Source organism: Amycolatopsis sp. NPDC028719 (genome assembly GCF_055565395.1).
Map to the genome: position 1 here is coordinate 596,357 of NZ_JBVHUL010000003.1, position 17,983 is coordinate 614,339.

The window sequence follows — 17,983 nt, forward strand, 5'->3', positions numbered from 1 at the left end:
GGACAAGGGGGTGGAAACCCCTTTTTCGGAGAGTGGGGGGCGGGGGGGGGGAAGGGAAAGTCTCCTTTCCTGGCGCCAACCACAGAAGGGGATCCCCCCCCCCCACCACGGCGGGAAAAGTCAGTGGGCGGCGGCCAGTGCGGCGCGGTCGGTCTTGCCGTTCGCCGTGCGGGGCAGCTCGGCGACCAGGCTCACGTCGTCGACGATCATGTACTTCGGCAGGTGGGCCGCGCAGTGGGCCTTCATCCCCAGGAGTGTCACGCGCTCGCCCGGGCGCGGCACTATCACCGCGCGCAGGCGGGCGTCGATGCCCGCTCCCGCGACGATCACCGCCACCTCGGCCACCGCCGGGTGGCGGGCCAGGGCCGTCTCGATCTCGCCCAGCTCGATGCGGTGGCCGCGGAGCTTGACCATCGCGTCGCGCCGGCCGGCGTACTCCAGCTCGCCCGCCGCGTCGTACCGGCCGACGTCGCCGGTGCGGTAGCCGCCCAGTTGCGGCGGCGCGCCCCAGTAGCCGAGCATGACGGTCGGGCCGTCGACGATGATCTCGCCGTCCGGCGACAGCGTCAGCGTCGCCCCCGAACACGCCCGCCCGATCGGCAGGCCGCCGGTCCGCGTGAGGTCCGCCGAAGTCACTTCGTAGCTGGTGACGACGTTCGTCTCGGTCGGGCCGTACCAGTTGAACAGCCGGACGTCCGGCCACGCGCGGCGCAGCGTCTGCACCCCGGCGATCGGGAACGGCTCCCCGGCGAACACGCAGACCCGCAGCGAAGCCGGCGCCGGCCGGTCGAGCAGGCCGCCGTGGCGCATCATCAGCAGCAGCGCCGACGGCACCGAATACCAGACGCTGATCCCGCGCCCGTGCAGGAAGTCGGTCAGCTCGGCGGGCGAGTAGGACAGGTCGGAACCGGCCAGGTCGACCGACGCCCCGGCGAAGAACGCGCCGTAGAGGTCGAACACCGACAGGTCGAAGTTGAACGGCGCGTGGTTGGCCAGCCGGTCACCCGCGTGCAGTCCGGTCTCCGCCACGGCCCACCCGACGAACGCGAGCGCGTTGCGGTGGCTGATCAGGACACCCTTCGGCGCACCCGTCGAGCCGGAGGTGTAGAGGATGTAGGCGGGCTCGTCCGGCCCGACGTGCTCGAGCGGCGGCACACTGTCACTTGTGGACACTGCGGCGAACGAGCTCAACGGCGGGGGGTTCGAGCCCCAGTCGGCTGCTCGGTCGGAGACGACCAGCGCGGGCGTGCAGCTCTCGGCGATGAGCCGCACCCGCGAGACCGGGTTCGACGGCGCGACCGGCACGTAGACCGCGCCCAGCCGCAGCGACGCCTGCATCAGCGCCACGACCTCGACGCTCTTCTCCGCCCAGATCAGCACCCGGTCGCCGCGGCGGACGCCGGCCGCCCACAGTCCGGCGGCCTGCCGATCGGCCAGCGCGTCCAGTTCCCGGTACGTCACGGTCGTGTCGCCGGCGTGCACCGCGGGCGCGTCCGGCGTGCGCTCTCGAGCGGCGGAAACCAGCTGGTGCAGCAGCTCCATCGTGCTCACATCCCCAGTTCCATCGCGACCAGCTGCCGCTGCACGTCGGAGGCGCCGGAGAAGATCGTGCCGCCGATCGCGTCCCGCAGCGCGGCTTCGATCCCCTGTTCGCGCAGGTAGCCCCGGCTGCCGAACAGCTGCACGGCGTCCGTCGCGCTCGCCACCGTCCCCTCGGACACCGCGAGCTTCGACAGCGCCGCGAACAGCGTCGCGTCCTCGCCTTCGTCCAGCGCCCAGCAGGCCCGGTACAGCAGCAGGCGGGCGCTTTCGGCCCGCAGCTTCATCTCCACGATCCGGTTGGACACCGACTGGAACTCCGCGAGCCGCTTGCCGAACTGGCGGCGGCCGCGCACGTGCTCCAGGCAGCGCTCGACCAGCCGGTCCTGCACGCCCAGGTACAGCGCGAACAGGCAGGCCCGCTCCCAGCCCATCGAGTGCTGGAAGATGGCCGAGCCCTGGCCGGGTTCGCCGAGGACGGCGTCCGCGGGCACGAAGCATTCGGTGAAGGTGACTTCGGAGGCCACGCAGCCTTCCATGCCGAGCTTGCCGAACGGCTCGCCGCAGGCGATCCCCGGTGAGCGGGCGTCGAGCGCGAAGGCGGTGATGCCCCAGTGCCCGGCGGCCGGGTCGGTGACCGCGTAGGTGACCAGGACGTCGGCCACGGGACCGTTGCTGACGAAGCTCTTGACGCCGTCGAGCACGAAGCCGCCCTCGACCGGGGTGGCCGTGGTCCGCAGCGCGCCGACGTCGGAACCCGCTTCGGGCTCGGTCATCGCGTTGCCGGCGATCAGGTCGCCGGCGGCGAGGCCGGGCAGGAGCCGGGCGCGCAGTGCCTCGGGGGCGAAGTCCACGATCGGCATCGTGCAGGCGAACAGGTGCGCGGCCGCGCCGAAGACGAGGCCGGTGTCCGGGCAGCCACGCCCGGCGGCCTCGAACACCCGCGCCGTTTCGAGGGCGGTGAGGCCGCCGCCGCCGTGATCCGCGGGCACGCTGGCGCCGAGGACGCCGAACTTGCCCAGCAGGGCCCACTTCTCGCGGCTGAACACGTATTCGGGCGCGGCCGGGAAGGCCGCACGCGTGTCGGCCACCGTCCGGTCGTAGCGCTGCCGCTGCTCCGCGGTCCAGCCGAACTCCATCCGCCCACCTCCACAAGTGTCCGCGCCCGAGGCTAGCCGCGGGATGTCTGGCGAAATCCCTGAATACGCGGTGCGAGCATGACCGGTGTGACCCGACACGTCGTGCTCTGCACCCTGCCCGGTTACGGCCACGTGACGCCCGTGCTCGACGTCCTCGGCGAGCTGGTCCGGCGCGGCCACCGGGTCACCGTGGCCACCGGTGGCGCGTTCGCCGACCGGATCGCGGCGACCGGCGCCCGGCCACTCCGCTACGACGGGCCGGCCGACGACCCGGGTTCGCACCGCCTGGCCGCCGCGCTGACCGGCGCGTCCAGCTGCCTGGCGCCGCTGGAGCCCGTCCGGAAGCTGCTGGCCGAGAACCCGCCCGACGTGCTCGCCTTCGACTCGACGATGTGGATCGCGGGCCGCGTGCTCGCCCACGACGTCGCGTGCCCGACGGTCCAGCTTTCGGCGTGTTTCGCTTCCAACGAGCACTATTCCCTGCCGGCGCACGTGGCCCGTTTCCCGTCGGAGTCCACAGAGGACGAAGAGCCGTACGACTTCGTGGCCGACCTCACCGCGCTGCTCGCGGCCGAGGCTCCCGGGCAGAGCGCGGAGTGGTTCCTCGACGACGGGCGCGACCACAAGCTGGTCCTGATCCCCCGCGCCTTCCAGTACGCGGGCGAGACGTTCGACGCGCGGCACACGTTCACGGGCCCGTGCTTCGGCCCGCAGCGGCCGCTGACCGGCTGGGAGCCGCCGGGGAACGGGAACCCGGTGCTGCTGGTGTCCCTGGGCACGTCGGCGTTCAACGACCAGCCGGGCTTCTTCCGCCAGTGCGCCCGTGCGTTCGCGGACCTGCCCTGGAACCTGGTGATGACCCTGGGCGGCGGAGTGGATCCGGCGTCGCTGGGGCCGTTGCCGCCGAACGTCGAGGCGCGGCCATGGGTTCCGCACCCGGCGGTGCTGCGGCACGCGTCGGCGTTCGTGACGTCGGCGGGCATGGGGAGCGTGATGGAGGCGTTCTACTGCGGGACGCCCCTGGTCCTGGTGCCGATGCACGGCGAGCAGGAGGTCAACACCGAACGGGTGGTGGAGCTGGGCCTCGGAGTCCGCCTGCCCCGCGAGGAGCTGACCCCGGAGTCGATCCGCGACGCGGTGCTGGCCGTGGCTGCGGACGAAGGCATCGGCGCGCGCATGCGGGCGATGCGGGACCACACGCACGAAGGCGGCGGTGCCGTCACGGCCGCCGACCGCATCCTCGCGCTCACGGACTGACCCACCCCGAACGCAGTGAATGACTCATTCCTGGCGTCCGGCGCCAGGAATGAGTCATTCACTGCAACGAAAAACGGGAACTCAGCCGGAGTCGCGCTTGCCCATCAGGGAGAACGCCACCACCAGCGCCACCGCGACCCACGTCAGCAGCGTGCCGCCACCGGTCAGCGGACCCAGGTACGTCACCGAGTCCGTCTTCAGCTGCGCGGTGCTCAACTGCTCCGCCGCCGACGCCGGGAAGTACGCCAGGATGTCGCGCTGGACCCACGTCGGCAGCAGCGCGCCGAGGATCGCCGGGGCGAAGATGAAGCCGATCGCCGTGGCGATCGCGCCCGCCGCGCTGCGCATCATCACGCCGAACGACAGCGCCAGCAGGGCGAACGCCGCGAACTCCGCGCCCCAGCCGAGCAGGCTGCGCAGCACGCCCGGGCCGCCGAGGCCCAGCGTCGGGATGGCCGGGTTGATGCCGAGGACCAGCTGGCCGACGAAGAACGCCACCGCCGCGAACAGGGTGCCGAGCACGAACGCCAGCAGCCCGACGACCACGGCCTTCGAGATCAGGACCCGGCCGCGGTGCGGGGTGATGGCCAGCGTGAGGCGCATCATCCCGGTCGAGTACTCACCGGACACGGCGAGCACGCCGAGCACCGAAATGAGGATCAGGCCGAGGTTCATCCCGACCATGCTGGTGCCGGCCGAGTCGAAGTCCGCCGTCTGCCCGGCGGGCAGGTTCTTGTAGTCCTGCTCGGTCAGGAAGCTGAACAGCACGGAGAACCCGACGCTGACGACGGCCGCGGCGATGACGACGAGCCAGGTCGACCGGACCGACTTGAGCTTGGTCCACTCCGCGGCGAGCGTGTTGCCGATGCCGGGCGAGGTCTTCGTCTCCGGCAGCGAAGCCGTTGCGGTGGTCACGTTATTCCGTCCCTTCCGACGCGAGCGCCCGCACCGTCTCGAGTACCTTCTCCTCCGCCGGCGCGCCGCTGTGGGAGCGGTACTGCACGCTGTCCTTCGTGAGGTCCATGAACGCGGCCTCCAGGCTGGCGCGGACCGGCGTGAGCTCGTGCAGCCCGAGCCGGCGCTCCAGCGCGAGGTCGCCGATCTCCGGCGCGTCCAGGCCGACGACGTTGAGCGAACCGTCGTCCAGCTTCGTCACCTTGCCGCCCGCCCGTTCGAGGGCTTCGGCGAGGTCGGTGGCCTGCGGCGAGACCACGTGGACGTGGCTGCGCGCGCTGCGCTGGGTGAAGTCGGCGATCGGCATGTCGGCGATGAGCTCGCCGCGGCCGATCACGATGACGTGCGCGGCGGTCTCTTCCATCTCGTTCATCAGGTGGCTCGAGACGAAGACCGTCCGCCCTTCGGCGGCGAGGTCCTGCATCAGGGTCCTGATCCAGAAGATGCCCTCGGGGTCGAGGCCGTTGACCGGCTCGTCGAACAGCAGCGTCGGCGGGTCGCCCAGCAGGGCGGTCGCGATGCCGAGCCGCTGGTACATGCCGAGGGAGAAGTTGCCGACCTTCTTGCCCGCGACGTCGGTGAGGCCGACGGTGTCGAGCACCTCGTCCACGCGCTTGCGCGGGATGCCGCCGGCCTGCGCCACCCACTGCAGGTGCCGGTACGCCGTGCGCGCGCCGTGGACGGCCTTCGCGTCGAGCAGCGCCCCGACCTCCCGCATCGGCGCGGGCAGGTCCCGGTAGGGCTTGCCGTTGACCGTGACCGAGCCGCCGCTGGGGGCGTCCAGGCCGAGGATCATCCGCATCGTGGTCGACTTGCCCGCGCCGTTGGGCCCCAGGAAACCGGTCACGACGCCAGGCTTGATGTCGAACGACAGGCCGTTGACGGCCGTCGTGTCCCCGTATCGCTTCGTAAGATCTCGTGCTGTGATCAAGCGCCTGCTCCGTATCCGATCCTGAAGTACCTGAGGACGAGTCAACCGGCTGCCACCACCGCCGGGCTAGTACACAAGGTCGCTTGTCACCGCAACCAAAGTTGCAACCCCCGTACCCGCGTGATCTTCCCAGCACCCGGCGCGACCGGCAACTCGGGAGAACGTCAACTTTCGATGGTCGGAAGACGACTTTCGAGGACTCACAACGCTGATCGCCGTGTGCTTGAATCGATCACAAGAGATTTCGCCGACTACTTTTCACGAGGAGTTTCCGATGGCCAAAGAACAAGGACGTCCCTTCGTTTCCCTCGTCATGGGACTGATTCTCGTCGCGGGCGGGGTCGCGATCATCATCAACGCGGGAGAGCACACCATCGGCGTGATCGGCGGCGGGGTCACCATCGTCGTGGGTCTGCTGTTCTTCGTGCGCAGCGCCACTTCCCGCAGGACGACGGCCGCCGGACGGCGCCGCTTCTTCATTTCCTGAAGACTCTGAACACCCTGAAATCCTGCCATCGGCGGAACTCGGCGGCCGTCCTGGTGTCCCGGTCGGGGGGTCACCAGGACGGCCGCTTTCCGTTGTGAGCGGAGCTATTCGTCGCCGAGCGCCAGCCGCACGAGGTCGTCGACCGCCATCTCGCCGAACGCGTCGTCGTCGGGGGATTCCGGGGCCGGTCCGCCGTCGCGCAGCTTCAGCACCGCCTCCAGCAAGCCCGCCTCGCGGAATCGCGCGACCGGAATGGACGCCAGTGCCGCGCGGATCTCCTGTTCCCCGTCCGCCTCCTCCGACGGGACTTCGAGGGTTTCCGGGAACAGCTCCTCCCCCACGTAGCCGGCCAGCGCCGCCGGGGTCGGGTAGTCGAAGATCAGCGTCGCCGGCAGGCGGATCCCGCTCGCCGCGCTGAGGCGGTTGCGCAGTTCCACCGCGGTCAGCGAGTCGAAACCCAGCTCCTTGAACACCCTCAGCGGGTCGACGGTCTCCGCGCCGCCGTAGCCCAGCACCGCGCCCACCTGCGCGCACACCAGCTCCAGCAGCGCCTGCTCGCGGTCTTCGCCGGACGTCCCGGCGAGCCGCTGACGGAGGTCGGCCTCCGCCGCTCCCGCGCCGGCCGTACGGCGCCGGACGGCGGTCCGGACCACTCCGCGCAGCTGTTCCGGGACGTCCGCCGAGGCCAGCACGCGCGCGTCGACCAGCATCGGCACCAGCACGGCGTCGGGCGCGCCCAGCGCCGCGTCGAACAGCGCGAGGCCCTGCTCCGCGGGCAGCGGCGGCAGCCCGGACCGCGCCATGCGGCGCACGTCGGCGTCGGACAGCCCGGCCGTCATGCCGCCGGTCGGCAGCCACGGACCCCAGGCCAGCGCCAGAGCCGGCCGTCCCGCCGATCGCCGTTGACGGGCCAGCGCGTCCAGGAAAGCGTTTGCGGCCGCGTAGTTGCCCTGCCCCGGCGCCCCGAGGACGCCCGCCGCCGATGAGAACAGGACGAACGCGGACAGATCGAGGTCTCGTGTCAGCTCGTCCAGGTTCGCCGCCGCAGCGGCCTTCGGCCGCATTACGGCGTCCAGCCGGTCCGGGGTGAGCGCGCCGACGAGCCCGTCGTCGAGCACCCCGGCCGCGTGCACCACGGCGGTCAGCGGGTGCTGTGCCGGGACGTCGGCCAGCAGCTTCGCCAGCGCTTCCCGGTCCGCCGCGTCACACGCGACGACGGAAGTCTCAGCGCCGAGCGAGGACAGCTCGGCCTGCAGTTCCCCGATCCCTTCGGCAGCCGGGCCGCGCCGGCTCGCCAGCAGCAGGTGCCGGACGCCGGAGCCTGCGAGGTGCCGGGCCAGCAGGCGCCCGAGCCCGCCGGTGCCGCCGGTGATCAGCACGGTGCCGTCCGGGTCGAGCGGCGCGGGCACGGTCAGCACGACCTTGCCGACGTGCTTCGCCTGGCTCACGTGCCGGAACGCCGCGGGCGCGCGCCGGACGTCCCAGGCGGTGACCGGGATCGGGGTCAGCACGCCGGCCTCGAACCACTCCAGCAGCCGGTCGAACAGCTCGCGGATCCGGTCGTACCCGGCCTCGACCAGGTCGAACGCCTGGTACCGGACGCCCGGGTGCTCGGCCGCGACGCGCCCGGCGTCGCGCACGTCGGTCTTGCCCATCTCCAGGAAGCGGCCGCCCCGCGACAGCAGCCGCAGGGACGCGTCCACGAACTCCCCGGCGAGCGAGTCGAGCACGACGTCGACGCCGCGTCCGCCGGTCGCCGCGCGGAACTCGTCCTCGAAATCGAGCGTCCGCGACGACGCGATGTGGTCGTCCGCCAGGCCCGAAGCCCGCAGCGTGTCCCACTTGCCGGCGCTCGCGGTGCCGTAGACCTCGGCGCCGAGCTGCCGCGCGAGCTGCACCGCGGCCATGCCGACGCCGCCCGCCGCCGCGTGGACCAGCACGGTTTCGCCCGGTTGCACGTCACCGAGGTCGGTCAGGGCGTAGAGCGCGGTCAGGAACACCACCGGCACCGAAGCGCCCTGCGCGAACGACAGCCCGGCGGGCAGCCGGCAGAGCATGCGCTCGTCGACCTCCGCGACCGGCCCGAACGCGCCGCCGAACATGCCCATCACGCGGTCGCCCGGCGCGAACCGGGTGACGCCGGCGCCGACCGCCGTGACGACCCCGGCGCCCTCCAGCCCCGGCGAGGTGGCCGGGCCCGGGTACATGCCGAGCGTGTTGAGCACGTCCCGGAAGTTCACGCCGGCGGCGCGCACGGAGATCCGCACCGCGCCCGGCGCGACCGGCTCGGCGAACTCGGGGCAGGGCACGACGGTCAGCCCGTCGAGGGTGCCGCGATCGGCGATGTCGAGCCGCCAGTCTCCGGCCGGGACGGCGAGTGCGTCGACTTCCGCTGCCTTGGCCAGCCGCGCCACCCGGGCCGTGCCGGCGCGGACCGCGACTTGGTTCTCCCCCGTCGCCAGGGCGACGGCGACGTCGGCCGGATCGCCGGCGTCGACCAGCGCGAAACGGCCGGGGTGCTCGGACTGCGCCGAGCGCACCAGGCCCCAGGCCGCGGCGAGGGCCGGATCGGCCGGGCCGTCGCCTTCTTCGGTGACGACCGCGCCGGAAGTCAGCAGTGCGAGCTTGGCCGCGGCGAACCGCTCGTCGGCGAGCCAGGCCTGGACGAGGGCGAGCACGTCGTGCGTCGCCTCGCGCACCGGCCGGGTGGCGAAGGGCACCACGACGACGTCCGGGATGTCGGTGAGGTCGACGAGCGAGTCGGCCACCGTCCACGACGGGTCGACGACGTCACCGTCGTGGACGGGCCAGGTGAGCCGGTACAGCGCGTCCGGACGGGCCACGAGCTGGTCCGGCGAGAACTCCCGCAGGGCCAGGGAATCCACCGTCGCCACGGCCCGGCCGGCGGAGTCGGCGATCGTGATCGCGAGGGACTCGGCGCCGGTCTTGGTGAGCCGTACCCGCAGGCCGCGCGCGCCCTCGGCGTGCAGCGACACCCCGCGCCAGGAGAACGGCAGCCTGCCGTTCGGCGCGGGCGCGAACGGCAGGAACGCCGCCGCGTGCAGGACCGCGTCGAGCAGCGCCGGGTGCAGCCCGAACGCCGACGCGTCCGCACCCTCGGGCAGCTCGACCTCCGCGAAGACGTCTTCGCCGTGCCACCACGCCCGCCGCAGGCCCTGGAAGACGGGCCCGTACCCGAATCCGCTGTCCGCGAGCCGGTCGTAGAGCCCGTCCGTCTCGAGCGGCTCCGCGCCCGCGGGCGGCCACGCGGTGAGGTCGTCGCCGCGCGCCGGGACCGCCGGGGTCAGCACGCCGCTCGCGTGCAGCGTCCACGGGCTGTCGGGGGCCGCGTCCTCGGCGCGCGAGTGGATGGTCAGGGAGCACGCGCCGGACTCGTCCGGTGCGCCGGTCAGGACCTGGAGCCGGACGCCTCCGGTCGCGGGCAGCACCAGCGGCGCCCCGAGCGTCAGCTCCTCGAGCTGGGTGCACCCGGCGCGGTCGCCCGCGTCGACGGCGAGGTCGACGAACGCCGTCCCGGGGAAGAGCACCGAACCGCCGATGCCGTGGTCGGCGAGCCAGGGGTGGGTGCGCAGGGAGAGCCGGCCGGTGCCGAGGAAGCCCGCGGAACCGGCCAGTTCGGCGGTGGCGCCGAGGAACGGGTGGGGGCTGGCCGCGAGCCCGGCGGTGGCGACGTCCCCGGGCCGCCCTGCGCTCGGCCAGAAGCGTCGGCGCTGGAAGGGGTAGGTGGGCAGGTCGACCCGGCGCCCGGCCGGGTGCAGCGCGGTCCAGTCCGGGGAGAAGCCGTGCACGTGGGCCTCGGCCACCGCGGTCAGCAGGGTCTCGACGTCCGGCCGCTTCCGGCGCTGGGTCGCGGTGACGAACACGTCGCCGTCGACGCAGTCCCCCACCATGGCCGAGAGAACGGCGTCCGGCCCCAGCTCGACGAACCGGGTGACCCCCCGGGACGCCAGCCAGCTGACACCGTCGGCGAACCGGACGGTGTCCCGCACGTGCCGGACCCAGTGCTCGGGATCGGTGGCGTCCGGGACCATGCCGATCTTCGCGTCCTCATAGGACAGTCCGGCGGCGACCTCGCGGAACCGCGCGAGCATCGGGTCCATCAGCGGGGAGTGGAACGCGTGGCTGGTGCGCAGCCGCTTGGTTTCCCGGCCCAGCCGGGTGAAGTGCGCGGCGATGCCGAGGACGTCGTCCTCCACACCGGACACGACGACCGACGCGGGACCGTTGACGGCGGCGATCCCCACCGACGCGGTGAGCAGCGGCCGGACCTCCTCCTCGGTCGCCCGCACGGCCACCATCGCGCCGGTCGCCGGCAGCTCCTGCATGAGCCGGCCGCGCGCGGCGACCAGCGTGCAGGCGTCGTCCAGGCTCAGCACGCCGGCCACGTGGGCGGCCGCGAGCTCACCGATGGAGTGGCCCATGACGAAGTCCGGGGTCAGCCCCCAGGACTCCAGCAGGCGGAACAGCGCCACCTCGACCGCGAACAGCGCGGGCTGGGTGAACCGGGTCTGGTCGAGCCGCTCGCCACCCTCGGCGATCACCTCGCGCAGCGGGAGGTCGAACCGCGCGCAGGCCGCATCGAAAGCGTCGGCGAACACCGGGAACTCGTCGCGCAGCGCGAGTCCCATCCCCGCGCGCTGGGCGCCCTGACCGGTGAAGAGGAACGCCGTGCGGCCTTCGTCGGAGACGCGACCGCGGACGGCACCGGGGCCTTCGCCGCCCTCGGCCAGCAGCCGCAGGTTCGTCAACGCGGTGTCCCGATCGGGAGCGAGCAGGACGGCCCGGTGGTCGAACGCGGTCCGGGCGGCCAGCGCGGAACCGATGCCGTCGAGGCCGCGCTCCACCGCCGGGAGCAGCGCGGCGGCCTGCGCGGACAGCGCCGCCTCGGTGTGGCCGGACAGCGGCCACAGCGGCAGCGCCGACTCGTTCACAGTGGACTCGATCGGCGGAGACGCCGGGGCCTGCTCCAGCACGACGTGGGCGTTGGTGCCGCTGAAGCCGAACGCGGACACCGCGGCGCGGCGGGGCCGTCCGGCGGCGGGCCACGCGACGGGCTCGGTCAGCAGCCGGACGTGCCCGGCGGTCCAGTCGACCCGCTCCGACGGGACGTCGGCGTGCAGCGTGCGCGGCAGCACCTCGTGGTTCAGCGAGAGGACCATCTTGATCACTCCGGCGACCCCGGCGGCGGCCTGGGTGTGGCCGAGGTTGGACTTGATCGCGCCGAGCCACAGCGGCCGATCCGCCGGACGGTCCTGCCCGTAGGTGGCGAGCAGCGCCTGGGCCTCGATCGGGTCGCCGAGCCGGGTGCCGGTGCCGTGCGCCTCGACGGCGTCCACCTCGGACGACGTGAGCCCGGCGTCGGCGAGCGCGGCGAGGATTACGCGTTGCTGCGAGGGGCCGTTCGGGGCGGTGAGCCCGTTGCTCGAGCCGTCCTGGTTCACCGCCGAGCCGCGCAGCACCGCGAGCACGCGACGGCCGTTGCGCTGGGCATCGGAAAGCCGTTCCAACAGCAGGATCCCGGCGCCCTCCGACCAGCCGGTGCCGTCGGCCGCCTCACCGAAGGCCTTGCAGCGGCCGTCCTCGGCCAGGCCGCGCTGCCGGCTGAACTCCACGAACCCGGCCGGCGTGGACATCACGGTCACCCCGCCGGCCAGCGCCAGCGAGCACTCGCCGGACCGCAGCGACTGCGCCGCGAGGTGCAGGGCGACCAGCGAGGATGAGCACGCCGTGTCGACGGTGACGGCGGGGCCTTCGAGCCCGAAGGTGTAGGAGACCCGGCCGGAGAGCACGCTCGCCGCGTTGCCGGTGCCGAGGTGCCCGGCGACGTCGTCCGCTGAATCCCGCAGCAGGGACGAGTAGTCCTGGCCGTTGGTCCCGGCGAAGACGCCGGTGCGGCTGCCGCGCAGCGCAGACGGGTCGATGCCCGCGCGCTCGAACGCCTCCCAGGACGTCTCCAGCAGCAGCCGCTGCTGCGGATCCATGGCGACGGCTTCGCGCGGCGACACCTCGAAGAACTCCGGATCGAACCCGGCCGCGTCGTCGAGGAAGCCGCCTTCCCGCGTGTAGCAGGTGCCGGGGTGGTCGGGGTCCGGGTGGTGGAGCGCGTCGAGGTCCCAGCCGCGGTCGCCGGGGAACGGCGCGATGACGTCCCGCCCGCTTTCGAGGAGTTCCCACAGCTGCTCGGGCGTGCCGACCCCGCCGGGGAAGCGGCAGCTCATCGCCACGATCGCGATCGGCTCGTCAGCGGCCCGATCGCTCGTCTCCGCGGGCCTGAGATCGGACGCGCCGAGGAGGTGCTCGGCGAGCGCGCGCGGCGTCGGGTGGTCGAACACGAGGGTCGAAGGCAGGGTCAGTCCGGTCTCGCGGCCGAGGGCGTTGCGCAGCTCGACCGCGGTCAGCGAGTCGAAGCCGAGGTCGGCGAAGGGCCGGTCCGCGCGCACGGACGCCGTCGACGCATGACCGAGCACCGCGGCCACCTGGGCCCGGACCAGGTCCAGGGCGGCGGCGGGATCGCCGGCGAGCCGCGCGGCGGGGCCGGGCCGTTCTCCGGCGAGCCCGCCGAGCAGCGGCCGGGTGGTGTCCAGGTCGTCGGCGGCGAAGTCGATCGGCACGACGAGCGCGTCGGGGCTCGCGAGGGCGCGGTCGAACAAGCGCAGCGCGTCGCGGGCGGGCAACGGCCGCACGCCGCCCTGGCGCATCCGGGCGACGTCGGCGTCGGTGAGCTGCCCGGTCATCCCGCCGTCGGGCACCCAGGGGCCCCAGGCCAGCGACACCGCGGGCAGGCCGAGCTCGCGCCGGTGCGCGGCGAGGGCGTCGAGGAACGTGTTGGCCGCCGCGTAGTTGCCCTGCCCGGCACCGCCGAGGACCCCGGCGGCGGACGAGAAGAGGACGAACGCGGACAGGCCTTCGGTGAGCTCGTGCAGGTACCAGGCCGCGTCGAGCTTGGGCCGCAGGACGGCGTCGAGCCGCTCCGGGGTCAGCGAGGAGACGACGCCGTCGTCGAGCACCCCGGCCGCGTGCACCACCGCGGCGAGCGGGCCGACCTCGCCGAGCAGCCCGGCCAGGGCTGCCCGGTCCGAGACGTCGCAAGCGGCGAGGACGACTTCGGCGCCTTCCGCGGCCAGTTCCGTCTCGAGGTCCCGCGCGCCCGGCGCATCCGGTCCGCGCCGGCTCACGAGGACGAGCCGGCGCACATCGTGTGCGCGAACCAGGTGCCGGGCCAGTGCGCCGCCGAGCGAGCCGGCCCCGCCGGTGATGAGCACGGTTCCGTCGAGACGGACGCCGGGTTCGTCCGAAGTGGACTCGACGAGCCGGGGCACGGTGACTTCGCCCCCGGAATAGGTCGCTTCCGGCTCGTCGATGGCGAACGCGGACGGCAGTTCGTCCGCATCGGCCAGCACGAACCGGCCGGGGTGTTCGGCCTGCGCGGAACGGACCAGGCCCCGCACCGCGGCACCGGCGAGCCCCCGGGTGACGAACACCAGCTCGGACTTCGCGTAGCGGTCGTCGGCCAGCCACTTCTGCAGCACCTTCAAGGCTTCCCGCGTCAGGCGGTGAGCGGCCTCGATGAGGTCACCTTCGGCCTCGCACCGGAAGAAGACCACTGGCGGGACGTCCGCGGCCGGGTCCAGCTCGTGCCAGTCGACCGCCGGGCTGGTGGCGGTGGCCGGGACCTGCTCGACGCGGTACAGGGAACCGACCGGCTTGACGGCCCGCTGCCCGTCCAGCCAGTAGCGTTCCCTCTGGAAGGCGTAGGTCGGCAGGTCCACGACCCGGGCGCCCCGTCCGGAGAACACGGCCGTCCAGTCGGGACTGAACCCGGCGACGTGCAGCCGGCCGACGGCTTCGGTGAAGGTGCGCACCTCGTCGCGGTCCCGGCGCAGCACCGGCACCACCACCGCGTCCGGCACGCAGTCCCCGGCCATCGCGGCGGCCGCGCCGCCGGGCCCGGGCGTGACGAAGCGGGTCACCCGGTTCGCGGCGAGCCAGCGCATCCCGTCGTGGAACCGGACGGTGGCGCGGACGTGCTCGACCCAGTACTCCGCGGAGGCGACGTCCGCCGGCTCGCCGGTCACGTTCGAGACCACGGGGATCTTCGGCGCCGTGTAGGTGACGGTTTTCGCGACCGCGCGGAACGCGTCCAGGATCGGGTCCATGTGCGGCGAGTGGAACGCGTGGCTCACGCGCAGCCGCTTCGACCCGGCGAACCGCGCGGCGATCTCCTCGACGGCGTCGGCGTCCCCGGAAACGACCACGGCCTCGGGCCCGTTGATCGCCGCGATGGCGACCCCCTCGCCCAGCAGCGGCCGGACCTCGTCCTCGGTGGCGCGCAGGGCGGCCATCGCCCCCTCCGCGGCCACGGACTGCATGAGCCGCGCTCGCGCGGCGACCAGGCGGCACGCGTCCGGGAGGTCGAACACCCCGGCGACGTGCGCGGCGGCCAGCTCGCCGATCGAGTGGCCCAGGACGAAGTCCGGGGTCAGGCCCCAGGAGACGAGCAGCCGGTGGAGCGCGACCTCCACGGCGAACAAGGCGGGCTGGGTCACCTCGGTCCGGTCCAGGTCGGCACGTTCGAAGATCAGCTCGCGCAGTCCGGGGAAGCCCGCGCAGACCTCGTCGAAGGCTTCGGCGAAGACGGGGAAGGCCGCGTACAGCTCACGCCCCATACCGGGCTGCTGCGCACCTTGGCCCGCGAAGACGTAAGCCGTCTTGCCCGGGCGGGTTTCGCCGACGGGCGCCCGTCCTTCGGCCAGCTCGACGAGTCCTTCGCGCAGCTCCTCGGCCGTTTCCGCGAGCACGACGGCGCGGTGCTCGAACGCGGCCCGCGTGGTGGCCAGCGAGTACGCGACGTCGACCGGCCGACGATCGTCCCCATGCGACAAGAGCCGGGCGGCTTGCTCGCGCAGCGCCTCGGGACTCTTCGCCGACAGAACGGCGGGAACCAGTCCCGCCGAGCCGGCCTCTTCGACGGGCTCGGGTTCAGGGGCCTGCTCGATGATCGTGTGCGCGTTGGTGCCGCTCACGCCGAAGGACGAGACCCCGGCCCGGCGCGGCCGCTCGCCCGCCGGCCACGCGACGGCCTCCTGCAGCAGCTCGACCTCACCCGCGTCCCAGTCCACTTTGGACGACGGGACCTCGGCGTGCAGGGTGCGCGGCAGCAGCTCGTTGCGCAGCGCCATCACCATCTTGATCACGCCGCCGACGCCGGCCGCGGCCTGCGTGTGGCCGAAGTTCGACTTCGCCGAGCCCAGCCACAGCGGTGCCCCGCCCGCGCGTTCGCGGCCGTACGTCGCCAGCAGCGCCTGCGCTTCGATCGGGTCGCCCAGCGTGGTTCCGGTGCCGTGGCCCTCGACGACGTCGACGTCCGCGGCGGACAGCCCCGCGTCGGCGAGCGCGGCGCGGATGACGCGCTGCTGCGAAGGCCCGTTCGGTGCGGTGAGCCCGCTGCTCGCGCCGTCGGAGTTGACGGCCGAGCCGCGCACGACCGCCAGCACCGGGTGGCCGTTGCGCCGCGCGTCGGAAAGCCGTTCCAGCAAGAGGAAACCGGCGCCTTCACCCCAGCCCGTGCCGTCGGCGGCGTCGGCGTACGAGCGGCACCGGCCGTCCGGGGAAAGGCCGCGCTGCCGGCTGAAGCCGATGAACGTCACCGGCGTCGACATCACCGCGACGCCACCGGCGAGCGCCAGCGAGCAGTCGCCGCGCCGCAGCGCCTGCGCGGCCCAGTGCAGCGCGACGAGCGACGACGAACAGGCGGTGTCGACGGTGACCGCCGGGCCTTCGAGCCCGAAGGTGTAGGCCACCCGGCCGGACGCGATGCTGGCCGCGCTTCCGTTGCCCACATAGCCTTCCAGGCTCGCGGGCAGGTCGGTCAGGCGCGTGGCGTAGTCGTTGTACATCACCCCGGCGAACACGCCGGTGCTGCTGCCGCGCAGCGACGCCGGGTCGATGCCGCCGCGTTCGAAGGCTTCCCAGGCTGTTTCGAGCAGCAGCCGCTGCTGCGGGTCGATCGTCCGGGCCTCGCGCGGGGAGATGCCGAAGAACTCCGGGTCGAACTCGTCCGCGTCGTGCAGGAAACCGCCGTGGCGGGTGTAGCACTTCCCGGCGCGCTCCGGGTCCGGGTCGTAGAGCGCGTCGAGGTCCCAGCCGCGGTTGACGGGGAACCCCGAGATCGCGTCGCGGCCCGAAGCCACGACGTCCCAGAGGTCCTCCGGCGACCGGACGCCGCCGGGGAACCGGCAGCTCATCCCCACGATCGCGATCGGCTCGTGCTCCCGGTCCTCCGCGTCGCGCAGCCGCTCGCGCGTCCGGTAGAGGTCCGCGGTGACCTTCTTGAGGTACCCGCGCAGCTTGTCGTCGTCGCTCATGCCTTTTCTCCGTCGGTGGACCGCACGGCGCGTTCGAGCACGTCTGCCGCCTTCTTCGCGCCCCCGGACGCCTTGATGGCGGCCCGCATCCGCGCGACCTCGGCCGCCACGGCCGCGTCGGCGGCGACGGTCAGGACGGCGTCGCGCACGTCGCCTCCCGTCACGTCGCCGAGCAGCGCGCGACCCAGGCCCAGCCGCTCGACCTGCTGCGCCGTCACCCGCGCCTCCGGCCGCTGCGGCACGGCGACCACGGGGACGCCGTGGCCGAACGCGTCCATCAGGGACCCCGTCCCCGCCTGGCAGACGACGACGTCGGTGTGCGGCAGGACCGCGCGGTGGTCGAGCCAGGAGTGCAGCTCGACGTTGTCCGGCATGGCCGCCGCGACGTCGTCGCCGACGTGCCCGGCGGTCGTCATCACGACCCGCCAGCCGGTGCCCGCGAACGCCTGCCCGCAGGCGGTGAAGAACCCGGGGTTGCTGTTGGAGGAGGTGCCCAGCGACACCAGGACGACCGGGACGTCTTCGGCGGGCGCGGCCCAGCCGTCGGCGGCCGCGCCGTCGTCGCCCGTCGGGCCGACGAAGACGAACTCGTCGCCGAAGCACTCCGGGCGGGGCTGGAAGGCGCGGGGCACGAACACGAGGTTCGCCACGACCTCGCCGCCCCCGGGCGGGAACTCCGGCGGGGTGTCCAGGCCGAACTTCCCGAGCAGGGCCGTGATGCGCTCGCCGCACGCCGCGAGCGCGGGGTGGGCGGGATCGAGCGGCGGGCCGTCGAGTTCGGTCTCGCTGCCGTTGAGGGGAACCTCGTCGTTGCCGCCGAAGCCGGCGAACAGGCGGACGACACCGCAGCCGGCGCGCCGCGCGACCAGCGTGCCGACATCGGTGCTCAGCACGTCCTGGACCACGAGGTCGACCGGGCGGTCCGCGAACTCCGGCCACGCGGTGGCGAGCGGGGCGTAGGCCTCGTCGAGGTAGTGCGCGAGGACCTCGGCGAGGTCGTCGGCGGTGTGCACGTCCGGCATCGACTCCGGGAACACCGACGGGTAGGTCACCACTCTCGCGCCCGTCTCCGCGACGACGCCGGCGAACCGCTCGGCGACCACGTACGACACGTCGTGCCCGCGCGAAAGCAGCTCGCGCACGACCGGCAGCGTCGGCCGGAGGTGACCGAAGCCCGGAAAACCGAAGAAGGCGACATGCCCGGCGGAGACGTCCACGCCGGTCACCCTAGGTCGGCCGGCAGCGCCGACCCGGGCGTGCACAGGAAATCCGGTGAATCGCCTAGTGTCAC

General features: G+C 73.3%; 7 protein-coding genes and 1 pseudogene. 2 read left to right on the top strand and 6 right to left on the bottom strand.

Features of this window, described 5'->3' with window-relative positions; all coding sequences use genetic code 11:
• Positions 1–120: 120 nt before the first annotated feature.
• Positions 121–1,542 (bottom strand): AMP-binding protein, encoded by a 1,422-nt coding sequence (locus tag ACZ4TR_RS16355; protein ID WP_465288122.1) that lies wholly within the window; start codon positions 1,540–1,542, stop codon positions 121–123.
• Between the two features lie 5 nt (positions 1,543–1,547).
• Positions 1,548–2,678, bottom strand: coding sequence for an acyl-CoA dehydrogenase family protein (locus ACZ4TR_RS16360; RefSeq protein ID WP_465287782.1), 1,131 nt, complete (start codon positions 2,676–2,678; stop codon positions 1,548–1,550).
• Between the two features lie 78 nt (positions 2,679–2,756).
• Here ACZ4TR_RS16360 and ACZ4TR_RS16365 point away from each other — a divergent pair, with 78 nt between their 5' ends.
• Positions 2,757–3,935 carry a macrolide family glycosyltransferase gene (locus ACZ4TR_RS16365; RefSeq protein WP_465287783.1) on the top strand — a complete coding sequence of 393 codons (1,179 nt, stop codon included), beginning with the start codon at positions 2,757–2,759 and terminating at the stop codon, positions 3,933–3,935.
• 81 nt (positions 3,936–4,016) lie between these two features.
• Here ACZ4TR_RS16365 and ACZ4TR_RS16370 read toward each other — a convergent pair whose 3' ends face one another.
• Both ACZ4TR_RS16370 and ACZ4TR_RS16375 read right to left on the bottom strand, forming a co-directional pair.
• A complete protein-coding gene (locus ACZ4TR_RS16370; protein WP_465287784.1) occupies positions 4,017–4,850 on the bottom strand; it encodes an ABC transporter permease in 834 nt (277 codons plus the stop codon).
• A gap of 1 nt (position 4,851) precedes the next feature.
• Complete coding sequence (locus ACZ4TR_RS16375; RefSeq protein WP_364520322.1) at positions 4,852–5,820, bottom strand: ABC transporter ATP-binding protein; 969 nt, start codon at positions 5,818–5,820, stop codon at positions 4,852–4,854.
• Between the two features lie 274 nt (positions 5,821–6,094).
• Between ACZ4TR_RS16375 and ACZ4TR_RS16380 the strand changes: the two genes are divergently transcribed.
• Positions 6,095–6,307, top strand: coding sequence for a hypothetical protein (locus ACZ4TR_RS16380; protein ID WP_364520324.1), 213 nt, complete (start codon positions 6,095–6,097; stop codon positions 6,305–6,307).
• Positions 6,308–6,411: 104 nt separating this feature from the next.
• Here the strand turns inward: ACZ4TR_RS16380 and ACZ4TR_RS16385 are convergent.
• Positions 6,412–16,692: pseudogene (locus tag ACZ4TR_RS16385) on the bottom strand (SDR family NAD(P)-dependent oxidoreductase); the annotation flags it as partial.
• On the bottom strand, positions 16,689–17,954 hold the full coding sequence (locus ACZ4TR_RS16390) for a macrolide family glycosyltransferase (RefSeq protein ID WP_465287785.1): 1,266 nt from the start codon (positions 17,952–17,954) through the stop codon (positions 16,689–16,691). The gene ACZ4TR_RS16390 and the pseudogene ACZ4TR_RS16385, both read right to left, overlap by 4 nt.
• Positions 17,955–17,983: the final 29 nt, after the last annotated feature.

Coding starts and splice junctions, on each gene's coding strand:
- ACZ4TR_RS16355 (WP_465288122.1), bottom strand. CDS start 1,542: ATGGAGCTGCTGCACCAGCTGGTTTCCGCCGCTCGAGAGCGCACGCCG.
- ACZ4TR_RS16360 (WP_465287782.1), bottom strand. CDS start 2,678: ATGGAGTTCGGCTGGACCGCGGAGCAGCGGCAGCGCTACGACCGGACG.
- ACZ4TR_RS16365 (WP_465287783.1), top strand. CDS start 2,757: ATGACCGGTGTGACCCGACACGTCGTGCTCTGCACCCTGCCCGGTTAC.
- ACZ4TR_RS16380 (WP_364520324.1), top strand. CDS start 6,095: ATGGCCAAAGAACAAGGACGTCCCTTCGTTTCCCTCGTCATGGGACTG.